The 11,747-nt window shown below is 69.3% G+C and carries 11 protein-coding genes and 1 pseudogene; 9 read left to right on the top strand and 3 right to left on the bottom strand.

The annotated features are described in order from the left end of the window. The first annotated feature begins 131 nt into the window (after window positions 1–131). Both OHT51_RS01655 and OHT51_RS01650 read left to right on the top strand, forming a co-directional pair. Window positions 132–440, top strand: a complete 309-nt coding sequence (locus OHT51_RS01655; RefSeq protein WP_328877057.1) for a hypothetical protein — start codon at window positions 132–134, stop codon at window positions 438–440. After that, window positions 440–2,074 carry a sodium/solute symporter gene (locus OHT51_RS01650; protein ID WP_328877056.1) on the top strand — a complete coding sequence of 545 codons (1,635 nt, stop codon included), beginning with the start codon at window positions 440–442 and terminating at the stop codon, window positions 2,072–2,074. Before OHT51_RS01655 ends, OHT51_RS01650 begins: the two co-directional genes overlap by 1 nt. 757 nt (window positions 2,075–2,831) lie before the next feature. Here OHT51_RS01650 and OHT51_RS01645 read toward each other — a convergent pair. Beyond that, window positions 2,832–3,506, bottom strand: a complete 675-nt coding sequence (locus tag OHT51_RS01645) for a type III effector protein (protein WP_328877055.1) — start codon at window positions 3,504–3,506, stop codon at window positions 2,832–2,834. A 128-nt stretch (window positions 3,507–3,634) separates the two neighbouring features. Here OHT51_RS01645 and OHT51_RS01640 point away from each other — a divergent pair, with 128 nt between their 5' ends. The 3 genes from OHT51_RS01640 to OHT51_RS01630 all read left to right on the top strand — a co-directional run bounded on the left by OHT51_RS01640 (window position 3,635) and on the right by OHT51_RS01630 (window position 5,056). After that, on the top strand, window positions 3,635–4,066 hold the full coding sequence (locus tag OHT51_RS01640) for an Hsp20/alpha crystallin family protein (protein ID WP_328877054.1): 432 nt from the start codon (window positions 3,635–3,637) through the stop codon (window positions 4,064–4,066). A 100-nt stretch (window positions 4,067–4,166) separates the two neighbouring features. Then, complete coding sequence (locus OHT51_RS01635) at window positions 4,167–4,562, top strand: DUF2267 domain-containing protein (protein ID WP_328877053.1); 396 nt, start codon at window positions 4,167–4,169, stop codon at window positions 4,560–4,562. A 56-nt stretch (window positions 4,563–4,618) separates the two neighbouring features. After that, window positions 4,619–5,056: a DUF2267 domain-containing protein gene (locus tag OHT51_RS01630; RefSeq protein WP_328877052.1), complete on the top strand. Its 438-nt coding sequence runs from the start codon at window positions 4,619–4,621 to the stop codon at window positions 5,054–5,056. Window positions 5,057–5,490: 434 nt separating this feature from the next. Here the strand turns inward: OHT51_RS01630 and OHT51_RS01625 are convergent, their stop codons facing one another. Then, window positions 5,491–6,804 carry a cation:proton antiporter gene (locus OHT51_RS01625; protein ID WP_328877051.1) on the bottom strand — a complete coding sequence of 438 codons (1,314 nt, stop codon included), beginning with the start codon at window positions 6,802–6,804 and terminating at the stop codon, window positions 5,491–5,493. Between the two features lie 318 nt (window positions 6,805–7,122). Here OHT51_RS01625 and OHT51_RS01620 point away from each other — a divergent pair, with 318 nt between their 5' ends. The 4 genes and pseudogenes from OHT51_RS01620 (at window position 7,123) to OHT51_RS01605 (ending at window position 10,421) form a co-directional block, all read left to right on the top strand. Next, window positions 7,123–7,320, top strand: a complete 198-nt coding sequence (locus OHT51_RS01620; RefSeq protein WP_328877050.1) for a hypothetical protein — start codon at window positions 7,123–7,125, stop codon at window positions 7,318–7,320. A gap of 129 nt (window positions 7,321–7,449) precedes the next feature. Next, window positions 7,450–7,748, top strand: a pseudogene (locus OHT51_RS01615) (IS630 family transposase); the annotation flags it as partial. Between the two features lie 285 nt (window positions 7,749–8,033). Further along, the gene (locus tag OHT51_RS01610; protein ID WP_328877048.1) at window positions 8,034–8,765 is read left to right on the top strand and encodes a MerR family transcriptional regulator; all 732 of its coding nucleotides are present in this window, start codon (window positions 8,034–8,036) and stop codon (window positions 8,763–8,765) included. A gap of 93 nt (window positions 8,766–8,858) precedes the next feature. Next, entirely contained in the window at window positions 8,859–10,421 is a 1,563-nt protein-coding gene (locus tag OHT51_RS01605) for an alpha/beta hydrolase (protein ID WP_328877047.1), read from the top strand. Window positions 10,422–10,666: 245 nt separating this feature from the next. On the opposite strand, the gene OHT51_RS01600 is transcribed toward OHT51_RS01605, so the two are convergent. Beyond that, window positions 10,667–11,746 (bottom strand): ABC transporter ATP-binding protein, encoded by a 1,080-nt coding sequence (locus tag OHT51_RS01600; protein WP_328877046.1) that lies wholly within the window; start codon window positions 11,744–11,746, stop codon window positions 10,667–10,669. Between the last annotated feature and the right edge of the window lies 1 nt (window position 11,747).

Genomic DNA, 11,747 nt, shown 5'->3' with positions numbered 1-11,747 from the left:
GTACATGGACTGACTGGTCGGTACGTGCTCTGGTGAGCCCTCATCAGGGGCACTGCCGTCAGGGGCAATGCCCGCGCAAGGCATCGCCCGAGCCAGGCGATGCGCGCTTCCCTGCCCGCCAGGAGAGCTCCATGGCCCATCAGCACGTCCATCCGCACACCCCCCAGCCGCATCAAAGACCCAGGCCCCACCCGCCCGGCAGATTCTTCGCGCTCGTCAACGGACTGACCTTCGCGGTCCACCTCCTGCTCGCCTGCACCGCCGAGGACCTGCTGGCCACGCGAGTCGCCGGACAGATCACCCTCGGCGTCGTCGCACTCCTCGCCCAGGCCTCGCTCCTGCTGTGGACGGCGGCGCGCTACGACCGCGCCCCCTACGGCGACGCCCACGACGGGGCCCTCTACGGCGAGGCCGAGTACGAGCCGCAGGGGGAGCGCTGATGCTTCCTCAGATGCTGCTCGCCGCAGGGACACCCGGCTCCCTCGACCTGGACGCGGACACCCGCTCCTGGGTCCTCGTCGGCTTTCTGACGTTCATCGTCCCGATGCTGCTCATCTGTGTCCTCAACGGCCCCGAGCGCGACCGGGTCAACGACTTCTACACCGCGGGTCGCAGGCTGCGCCCCGTGCACGGCGCCATCGTCCTCTCCGGCGTCTATCTCTCGGCCGCGACCGTGCTCGGCACGACGGGAACCGTCGCGGTCTTCGGCTTCGACGGCCTGTTCGTCGCCCTGTGCACCGTGCTGTCGCTCGGCGTCCTGCTCCTGCTGTCCGGCCCGCTGCGCGAGCGCGGCAGCTACACCCTCGGCGACACCTTCGCCCTGCGCGCCCCGGGGCCCGCCGTGCGGATCGCGGCCGCCGTCGTCACGCTGAGCGCCTGTATCCCGTATCTGATCGTCCAGCTCTCCGGCGCGGGCCGGACCACCGCCATGCTGCTCGGCCTTTCCGGGCCGGGTGCCGAACAGACCGTCATCGTCATGATCGGCACACTCGTCGTCTGCGCCACGGCCTTCGGCGGGATGCGAGGCATGATCGCGCTCCAGATGATCAAGACCGTGTTCCTGCTTGCCATGGCGCTCGCCGTGGCCGCGGTGCTGCTCCACCGCTTTCACTGGAGCGCCGACTCCCTCATCGGCGCCGCCGCTCAGGGCAGCGGCCGACCCGAGGGCTATCTGCGTCCGGGCCTGCGCTTCGCCGCCGGCGGCCCGGTCGAGAGCACGCTCGACTTCGTCGGCCTGATGATCACCGTGGTGCTGGGCGTGGCGTGCCTGCCCCATGTAGCCACTCAGCTCAACACCGCACCCGACCCGGCCGCCGCCCGACGTACGGTCCGCCACACCATCGGCATCGTCGGCGCCGTCTGCCTCGTCACCACGGTGATGGGCTTCGGTGCCGCGGCGATGATCGGCGCCCCGAAGATTCTCGCCGCCGACCCCGGAGCCACCAGCAGCCTGCTGATGCTCACCGGCGATCTGGCAGGAGGATCGTCGGCGAAGACGGGCGAGGCATGGCTCGTCGTGCTGGTCGCCTGCGCGGTTTTCCTCACGACGCTTGCGGTCGTCGCGAGCGTGACCCTGGCGGCGGCGGGCGCGGTCGCCCACGATCTCGTCACCAACGTCGTGCGCCGCGGGCGCACCACCGAGGGCCGAGAGGTGGCCGCGGCCCGTATCGCGTCCGCCCTGGTCGGGGTGCTGAGCATCTGCTGTGCGGTGTGGGTCCAGGGCTGGAACATGGGCTTCCTGTCCACGCTCTCCTTGGCCGTGGCGGCCTCCTGCCTGCTCCCGGCGCTGGTGTACGCGTTGTTCTGGAGCGGCTTCACCCGCCGGGGACTGCTGTGGACGCTGTACGGCGGCCTGGGCTCCGCGATCGGACTCCAGGTGTGCAGCCCCGTCTTCTCGGGCAACCCGATGGCGCTGGTGCCCGAGTGGCACATCGACTGGTTCCCGCTCCAGACCGTCGCCCTGGTGTCGCTGCCCGTCGCGTTCCTGCTCGGCTGGCTCGGCAGCGTGACGGGACAGCGTCGTACGGCCCCGGTGGCGGAGGCGCCGGTCAAGCCTGACGCACTGACGTACTGACGCAGGAAGCGGCGGTTGGCGGAGCGCCCCACACGCTCCACCGGCCGCCGCCCCACGACGTCTCGCCGCCCCCCCGCCGACCACGACTGAGCCAGCCGCGACCGCGTCGACGCGCCGGTCCACTCGCGCGGCCAGGAGAGCGGCCCACGCTTCGCGATCGCCCCCAGGGCGCGCGCTTCGTACTGAAGGTAGGCGATCCAATCAGCGACCTCGGTGGCGGAATACGAACGGCGCATCCGCCCGTCGGCGCGGCTGCACATACGGCGGCCGCCACCCGCAGTGAGTCAGTTCATGGCCTTCTGCCATCTCGATTCAGCTGCGAGGTCCCTCTGGGGGCGTAGCGCGCACCGCAGGAGCCCCGTGTGGTTGTACGAGCCGGTGTTCGAAGACCGCTACCGGGCGGCGGTGGTCACCCGCCAGCCCACCTCGTTCACGGCCACGCGCCCACCCACCCGACACCCGGCTGTTCTTCCAGCTATATCCAGATGACAGCGGCATCAGCGTCCACTTCACCCTCGCCGGCGAAGCGCCCACTACCCCTCAGGCCGTGCCGACACTTCCATCCCCGGCAGAGCCCGTAGGTGCGGTCGGCGCTGTACCCCTGGGCCACCTCGACCGCCCTCGCGGGGGCCGCTGGTGTCCACGATCTGGTCGAGCGGGGCGTCGACCGGATCGTCCCTGCTGTCGGCCCAAAGCCCTGGCACTGCTGACAGTGGAAGACGGGCGCCTGAGCATTGGCGCTGGTCAGGGCGGCATGTCAGGTTCGGTTGCGGCGCTGTTTCCCGCTGCGCTGGCGGAGTCGGTCGGTGTGACGCGTGAGGTCATCGACGCGCGCGGCGAGGTCGGGGTGGCCGGATGCCAGATACGGGTGCGTGTCCGCCAGAGGTGCGACGAGCGTGGCCGGGTCGTTGTCGGCGAGGGCGGCCGTGAGCTCGGCGAGCGGGGCACGGGCGGGGGCGGGCAGGTCGGTGAGGGTGGTGATCTGGCCCGCGAGCTGGCGCAGGTTGGCGGCGTTGGCGCGCGCCCAGGCGGTGACGGTGCGGTCGGCGGCGCGGCGGTCGCGGGTGGCTCTTACTCGCTGTTCGCCTGTGGAGCCTGGGTTTCCGGGGCGGCCGCGGAGGTAGCGGCGTTCGGCGGCTTGGCGGCTGGCGACGCCGAGGGGGTGGGCGAGGTCGGCCCAGCTGGCTCCCGCGTCGCGGGCGGTTTCGATCAGACCGGTCTCCCATCCGGCAAGCTGCTCGCGCACGTGGCGCAGCAGCATCAGGGATGCCAGCGCCTGCTCCGGCGCTGGCGCATCGGAGGTGTCCGGGGACTGTCGCTGGGCCTCGCGTAGGGCGTCGTCCATGGCGGTCAGAGCTGCCGCAGCGGCGAGGAACGACGCCGGGCTCTGGGCGTTCGTACGGGTCGTGGACGGCTGGTCGGCTGCGGTCACGGACACCTCCTCGGGTTTGTCGTCATGTAGACGACCTCGTGTTTGTCATCCATTGGATGACATGCTACAACGGTGTCAGTGAGGCGCATTGGCAGCAACTGCCTGAACCTGCTGGAGGTGTTTTCACGATGTTGATGCGCACTGACCCCTTCCGTGAGCTGGACCGGCTGGCGCAGCAGCTGATGGGCCCGGGGACCTGGTCGAAGCCGTCGGCGATGCCGATGGACGCCTACCGCGAGGGTGACGAGTACGTTGTGGCCTTCGACCTGCCCGGTGTCAGCGCGGACGCGATCGATATCGATGTCGAGCGGAACATGCTGACCGTCAAGGCCGAGCGGCGGCCGGTGGCGAAGGCCGACGACGTGCAGATGGAGCTGTCCGAGCGGCCCCTGGGTGCCTTCTCCCGCCAGATCGTGCTCGCCGACACCCTCGACACCGAGCGCATCCAGGCCGACTACGACGCGGGCGTGCTCACCCTGCGCATCCCGATCGCCGAGCGTGCCAAGCCCCGCAAGATCTCCATCGGCGTCGGATCCAGCCGCAAGGAGATCTCCGGCTGACTCCGGCCGGACGGGTGCGGAGGGCGGGCATCCGATCTCCCCCCAACCTCGTCCTCCGCACCCCCATTCGCAGTCCGAAGAAGAAGGGGTGGCGGCCGAGATGACTCTGCGACGTGAAGCGTTCCTGGGCCACGTGAAGGAACGTGGCAGGTACGACACTGTGGAGGAAGCCGAGCGCGCGGCCCGTGTGGTGCTCGCCCTGCTCGGCGCGCACCTGGTCGGCGACGTCCGCGCCCAGCTCGCGGCGCGCCTGCCGGAGGAGTTCGCCCTGATCCTGCTCAACCCGCTGCAGAGCGCCGAGCCGCTGCCCCCGGAGCGGTTCGTGCGCGCAACCGCCGCGTGGATCGAGGGCGCCACCGAGCAGACCGCGGCCTGGGACGTCAGCGCCGTGCTGTCCACCGTCGCCGACGCCGCCGGCGAGGACCTGCTGGGGCAGATCCTGCTCCAGCTCCCCGCCGGCTACGACCTGCTCTTCGGCCGCCCTCAGCCCACCTGACCATCACGTACCCCGGTGCCCGACCACCGGCCTCAGCAAGAAAGGCAACCACCCCAGTGATCTCCGACCGGCACGCACCGCACCAGCAGCCGTACGGGACGGCATACGAGCAGATGCTGGAGAAGGTCCGCTACGAGGGCGCATATCCCACCCGCGAGAGAGCCGACGAAGCCGTCCGCCTGGTTCTTGCCGGACTGGGGCGCCAGCTGACCGGCGATGAACGCGTCGAGCTGGCGCGCTGCCTGCCCTGGGAAGCCGCACGCGTGCTGACCGCACAGATCCCCGATACCCAGCACCTGACCGGCTGGGCCTTCGTCAAGGACCTTGCCGCCCGCACCGGCGCCTCCCTGGCCACCACCCGTTGGGACACCGGCTCCGTCTTCTCCGCCGTCTCCGCCTACGCCGGCCCCAACCTGATCACCCGCATCCTCCACCAGCTCCCCACCGGCTACGCCCTGCTGTTCGGCCGCGCCGAGCTCACCCCGGCCGCCTAAACGACGACGTACGTGCTCGGCGGGCGCGAACGACGTGCTGGCACACGCGTACGAGCGCATCGTTTTGAGCCGGTAGGAACGCTGTGCCCGTCCGCATATGACCACCGTGCGCACCGGTCGGGGAGCGGAGGCCACCTTGGAGCGCATCGGGTGCGCAGTGGAGTCGACTCGGTGCGCACCATCCGATGAGGGAGTGCGGTGCATCGTGCGCAACTCATCGCGCCGCGGGCCCTGGTGCGCGACTCCGCGAGCCGCCGTTCCCGGTGGCCGGTGCGCGTGGCGCGCGACGGCCACCGGGAGTCGGCTCTACGATCCGCGCGGTGGGACAGCCCCCGGCACAGAAGGCCGCGACGGCGGCACGCGGGCAGCAGCCGAAGAAGCGGCCCGGCAAGGCGTGGCGCGTCGGTGACAGGTGGATGACGTCGTCTCACGTCTCACGTCTCTGTCTGGTCCGGCCGGCCGAGCCTGCCGCGTACCGGAGTGTCGAGTACGGGGCTGCCCTCGCGCAGATCCCGCGAGGTGGCCGAGGCCTTCTCGTGCCAGCGGCCGTACCGCTCGGCGAGGGACACGGCCGAGATGCCGTGCAGGAGGACGCTGAGGCCGACGGTGATCGCGACCACCTGCCCGAGCAGTTCCACCCCCGGGACGTGTTCCTCCACCACGAGCAGCGCCAGGACCACGGAGGCGAGACCGCGCGGCCCGAACCAGCCGATGTACGCCACGGTGGGTAGCCGTAGCCCGCTGCCGGCGAGCGAGAGAGCCACGGGCAGCATCCTGACCACGGTGAGGCTGAGGACGGCGTACAAGATGATCCGCCAGCTCAGGTGCTCGAGCGCGGGGCCGAGCAGCACCGCCCCGAACACGAGAAGGCTGATCGCAGCGAGGAGTTCCCCGAGGTTCTCGGTGAACTCGGCTGTGTGGTCCGGCTGTCCCCTGTCCTTCTCGATCCTGTGGCGGCGCAGTGCGAACCCGCAGGCGAACCCGGCGACCCACGCGGCGATGAAGCCACTGCCGTCCGTCACGACGGCGAGTTCGTACGCCCCCGCCGCGACGGCCGGCAGATAGACCTGCCGCCACTCTCGCGTGACCCATCCCTTGGCCCGGGACCACTGCAGAAGCCGCCCACCGACCCACCCGACCAGCAGCCCCAGCGCGGTGCTCAGCACCAGGGCCCGCCAGAAGACGCCGACCACGCCCTCCTCCGCGTAGTGCGTGCCCGGGATGGCTGCCAGGAACAGGAGGAAGAAGGGCAGCACCATGCCGTCGTTCAGGCCGCTTTCGACATTCAGTCCGTGACGTACGAGCGCCGGGACCCGGGGGTGGGTGATGGCGGTCTTTCCGAGGGCGGCGTCGGTCGGGGCGAGGATGGCGCCGACGAGCGCGAGCTCCCACATCGTCAGCCCCGGCAGCAGCGGCCAGGCGAGCAGCCAGCCGGCCCCGATACTCAGCGGAAGCCCGATACCCAGCAGCCGACCAGGTAGAAATCCGCCGGTCCGAAGGTCTCGTCTGCGCACCGTCATGGCATCGGTGAACAGCACCAGCCCCAGGGTGATTTCGAGAAGCGCGACGATCGGTGCGGCGTCGTGCGCCAGGTCGACGATGTCCAGCACCGCTGGTCCGATGAGAATGCCGGAAGCGACGAACACCATCCCCGACGAGATCGGGGTCGTGGACAGCCGACGCGAGCTCAGCGCGTACGCGGCAGTGACAGCGGCCACCGCGGCGCCCGTCCAAACCCCACTGCTCATGGTCCAGCCTCCGAATGATCGACCCTGCCCCTTCTACAGGTCGGCGTACCGCTGCCTGCCGACGCCTGCGGGGACACGCCGGGCCGCACCGCCCAGGAAGTGGAACGGCGCGCGGTCGGTCGGGGAACGCGCGGCGCTGACACACCGCCGAAAGACAGACTCTGAACACAGGAACTCGACGGGGAAGACGACATTGTGGACCACGTGGTCTGGTCCTGCACCACCAGAATCCCTGGATCGTGTACGCGCTGCTCACCGAGGTCCAGTCTGGCGATTTGCTGCACGTGTCGCGCTTCTCACGCGGCCCGACGACCGGCGGTGCCCGCTCTGCTCACCGTCGATGCCCTGGAGGTCCTGGCCACCGCACCGGCGTGGGCGCTGCAGGAGATGGTCCTCGACCGATACGGCGGCCACGTCGTGGTGTTCGACGCCGATATGGACACTGTGCCCGTTTTCACCCGCCTCGGGCAGTGGGGCGGCGTGGCGGAGGACCTCTACGCCATCGGCGAAGCGTGAGTGTTCGCACTGACGATCGTGGCGTCCGGTGGTGCAGCGCCCGGGTGGACGTGCTGCATGGCGAATTCAGTCGATGGGGTGCCGCCGCAGCCAAGGGGCACATGGTCGGCCCCGAGAACTGGGGCCGCAAAGAACGAACCGAAGCGCTTCGGCTGGAAGGACTACCGCGGCCTGGTCATCCGTGCGCATACATGGCCCGGCAGCCCGTTCGTGCTCGTGTAGGACAGGACAACCTGCGCTTGCACCTGGTCGCGCCGCTGAAGGAATCCTTCGAGGCCAACGCCTCATGGCTCGCCGTGTTCCAGATGCCGACATGCGCCCCGGACCTCGACCCGCAGGAGGGCATTTGGTCTCTGGTCAATCGCGACATGGGCAACCTGGGAGACGCCGAACTCGGCCACGTCACCCGCGCTGTGAAGCGCAAGCTCATGCACGCAGAGGCAACTGCCACCAGCGGAAACCGATCAGTGCTCGTCCGTCACCGGGTTTGACCCGCTGCATGGCTCGACGCCGCCGCCACTCTTTGATCATGCTTTCGCTCCCGTTGCTAGCTCGGCCCGGCTGCGCAGGGGAGATCCTGTGACGGGCGATGTCGGGTGGTGGTCAACGCTCCCGTCCCGCGGTGTGGTTCGCCACCCATCACATTCCGTGCCCCAGGGGCATGGTCAAATGCGTCTTGCGAGGAACGGATCACTCGAGGAGAGGGCCTGCCGGTGGCGTGGAGTACCAGTCAGCTGGCCGAACTCGCCGGCACGACGCTCAAAACCGTCCGGCACTATCACAAGATCGGCCTGCTGGACGAGCCGGAACGAGCGGCCAACGGCTACAAGCGATACGGCGTAAACCACTTGGTCCGCCTGCTGCGCATCCGCAGACTGGTCGACCTCGGCGTGCATCTGTCGGACATCCCTTCGGTCGAGGCCGCCGATGAGACGGGGGAGCTGATCCTGCGCGGCCTGGACGCGGAACTCGCGGCGAGTATCGAACGCCAGCAGCGGATGCGACGGGAATTGGCGGCGATCCTGGACAACCGGGCCTCGATCGACTTGCCCGCGGACTTCAAGGCGCTCGCCGACGATCTGCCGGAGGCGCAGCGTTCTCTCCTGCTGGCGTACTCCAGCTTCCTCACCCCCGCGGCGATGTCCGCTCTCAAGGAGCAGCTTTCGGCGCCTCGCAGCGACGTCGGTGCACAGTTCGAGTCCCTCCCCGCGGACGCGCCCGAAGACGTGCGGCGGCAGCTCGCTGTGCGCCTCGCGCCGGAAGCCCGCAACCAGCAGAAGGACCACCCGTTCCTGGGTGACCTGGAAGCGTCATCCCGCCGGAAAGGGGCGATCACCCAGTCGGTTGTCGTGCAGGCGCTGGTCGAGTTCTACAACGAGGCTCAGCTCGACGTCCTGCGACGCGTGCACGAACTGCTTTCGCAGGACGACGCCGCCGGGGAATGAGCGCCGCTTGACCATGCCCCGAGGGCATGGTTCGCAATGGAGGCAGTCAGCGTGACCGGCTGACCCCGTGCGAGATCGAAGACCAGGAGATCCATGCGTACACCCCGACGACTGCGGGCCGCAGCTGTCGCCGCCGTCGTGCCCCTGACGTTGCTCGCCGCCTGCGAGCCGGGAGCAGAAGCGAAGGCCGGCGCCGCCTCCACTGGTGCGCTCGACCGGTTCTACGACCAGAAGCCGGCGTTCGAAGCCTGCGAGCCGCCGCCAACGCCCGGCGCAGCGGAACCGCAGAAGCCCTGGCCCGGGGCCAAGTTCGAGTGCGCTCGCCTGAAAGTCCCGCTGAACTACGAAGAGCCCGACGGCAAGACGGCTTCGATAGCCGTGTTCCGCGTCGCCGCCCGGGGCGGGAAGCCGACCGGTTCGCTGTTGCTGAATCCGGGCGGGCCGGGCTTCCCGGGGACCAGTTTCGCGCCGCAGGCGGCCGCGGCCTGGGCGTCCAGCCCGATCACGGAGTCGTTCGATCTCGTCGGGTTCGATCCGCGCGGGGTCGGGAAGTCGACGCCGGCGCTCGACTGCTACACCGACGCCGAACGCGAGAACGACGCCATGATCGCGTCATTCGACTCCGGCGTGGACGACTGGAACGAGCAGGAGACGAAGCAGCTTTACGAGCAGTGTGCCGAGCGCTCCGGCGGGGCGGACGCGCTTGCGCACGTCGGCACCCGGGATGTCGCACGGGACATGGATGTTCTGCGCGAGGTGCTCGGCGACGACAAGCTCACGTTCGCCGGCACGAGTTACGGCACCCGGCTGGGTGCGGTCTACGCCGAGATGTTCCCGGCGAAGGTGCGGGCACTCGTGCTCGACGCCGCGTTCGACCCCTTGAAGGGCAGCCGTCAACGGCGCCTGGAGCAAGCGAGCGGCCTGCAGCGGTCGTTCGAACAGATGGCGGCCTTCTGCTCGGCCCAGGCCGACTGCCCGCTCGGCACCGATCCGAAGCGGGCCACCGAGGTCTTCCAGAAGCTTGCCCAGCCGCTGGTCGACAAGCCGATCCCGGCCGGCAAGGGGCGCGAACTGACCTTCGTCAAGGCGGTCAGCGGTGTCACCACCGGCCTGTACACCAAGTCGACATGGCCGATGATCATCAAGGGGATCACCGGCCTGCGGGACGGTCGCGGAGACACTCTGATCGCCCTGCGGGACATCATTCACGAGCGGGCATCAGACGGGACGTACTCGAACGCGCTCGAGGCCACCATCGGGATCAACTGCCTCGACGAGGAACGCAACAACCCGGCCGCGGAGACGGCGTTGAAACGCGACTTCATCAAGGCCGCACCGTACGCGGACACAGGCCGGCCCATCACCGAAGCCCGCGACGGCTGCGAGCACTGGCCCGTGCAACCCACGCTCGGCTATCCGTACGCCACCGGCATCAAAGGCCTGCCGCACACGCTGACGGTCTCCACCACCGGCGATCCGGTGACACCGTACGAGGGCGGCGTCAGCCTCGCCAAGACTCTCGGCGGCAGTCTGCTGACGGTCGAGGGAAACCAGCACGGCGCGGCCCTCGCCCGCAACTCATGCATCAACGACGCCCTCTCCGACTACCTCATCCGCCTGAAAACGCCCGGTGACGGGGCTCGCTGCAAACTCTGAGTCGCCCGCCACCGACGCACAGCATCCGCTACAGCCAGTGACCGTCACCCGGAATGGGGCCGTCGAACCGTGCTGCAGACCTACCTCTCACGCGTCGTCAGCCACTCCCGCCACGCAGCAGTGGCGTCCTCGGAACCGGCCGCGGGATCAGGACTCGTGGCGGAAGGTTCGTATGAGCTCCCTTGCCAAAGTATGCTTGCGGACTTCGCGACACCGAACGCGTCGCGGAGCCGGCAGAGGGATCGTTACGCGTGGAGTACCAACTTACCGTCCGCGTACGGAAGTACCTTTGCGCGCGGCAGGTGCACGAGAACGTCCTCGCCGACCGGAACTCCGTCCTCTCGCGGCGTTTTGGCCCTGACAGGCTGCCCGGCGACCTCGACCTCGAGGACGCGCTGCGCGCCGTGGTCGCTGACGCCCCGCAGCCGGCCGGGGAAGGTGTTGGGGCCGGGCTCCGTGACTATCTTGACGTATTCGGGCCGTACGCCGACCTGGACCTCGGCCGTGCCCCGGGGGATGTCCCAGGCGCCGGACAGCGGCAGGCCGCCCAGCGCGAAGGGCCCGTCGCTGCGGTCCACGGTCAGGAAGTTCATTGCCGGCGAGCCGATGAAGTAGCCGACGTACGTGGAGGACGGCGCCTCGAACAGCTGCTCAGGGGTGCCTTGCTGCACGGCGCGGCCGTCTTCCATGACGAGCAGTTCCTGCGCGAAGCTCATCGCCTCGTACTGGTCGTGCGTCACATAGATCACCGTGGGCCGGAACTGCTCGGTGATCTCTCGGATCTTGCGCCGCAGCGAGTGCTTCAGCTGCGGGTCGATCACGGTGAGCGGCTCGTCCATCAGGACGGCCGCTACGTCGTCACGGACCAGGCCGCGGCCGAGTGAGATCAGCTGCTTGTCGTCGGCGGTGAGCCCGCGTGCGGGCTGCTTCAACCGATCCTGCAGGTCCAGGGCCTCGGCGACCTGCCGGACCTTGGCGTCGGTCCTCGCCTTGTCCCAGCGCCGGCACTGCAGCGGGAAGGCGAGGTTGTCGTAGACCGTCATCGATTTGTAGATGACGGGGAACTGGAAGACCTGGGCGATGTTGCGCGCCTTGGTGGGCAGGGCGGTGACATCGACGCCGTCGAACAGCACCCGCCCCCGGGACGGTCTGACCAGGCCGGACAGGATGTTCAGCAGCGTCGTCTTGCCGCAGCCCGAGGGTCCGACCAGCGCGTAGGTCTTGCCGGACTCGAAGGTCAGTTTCAGCGGCTTGAGAGCCCACCGCTTCTCCTCGGCACCCGGCGCGTACGCGTGCCCGACGTCGACGATGTCCAACTGCGCCATA

Source organism: Streptomyces sp. NBC_00299, from assembly GCF_036173045.1.
Taxonomy (GTDB): Bacteria; Actinomycetota; Actinomycetes; order Streptomycetales; family Streptomycetaceae; genus Streptomyces; species Streptomyces machairae.
Note: the sequence above shows the minus strand (reverse complement) of the source record. Positions and strands in the feature narration are given on the sequence as shown.

Bases quoted from the DNA above. Each gene is read 5' to 3' on its own strand.
- OHT51_RS01650 (WP_328877056.1), top strand. From the start codon at position 440: ATGCTTCCTCAGATGCTGCTCGCCGCAGGGACACCCGGCTCCCTCGAC.
- OHT51_RS01655 (WP_328877057.1), top strand. From the start codon at position 132: ATGGCCCATCAGCACGTCCATCCGCACACCCCCCAGCCGCATCAAAGA.
- OHT51_RS01625 (WP_328877051.1), bottom strand. From the start codon at position 6,804: ATGAGCAGTGGGGTTTGGACGGGCGCCGCGGTGGCCGCTGTCACTGCC.
- OHT51_RS01600 (WP_328877046.1), bottom strand. From the start codon at position 11,746: ATGGCGCAGTTGGACATCGTCGACGTCGGGCACGCGTACGCGCCGGGT.
- OHT51_RS01640 (WP_328877054.1), top strand. From the start codon at position 3,635: ATGTTGATGCGCACTGACCCCTTCCGTGAGCTGGACCGGCTGGCGCAG.
- OHT51_RS01635 (WP_328877053.1), top strand. From the start codon at position 4,167: ATGACTCTGCGACGTGAAGCGTTCCTGGGCCACGTGAAGGAACGTGGC.
- OHT51_RS01605 (WP_328877047.1), top strand. From the start codon at position 8,859: ATGCGTACACCCCGACGACTGCGGGCCGCAGCTGTCGCCGCCGTCGTG.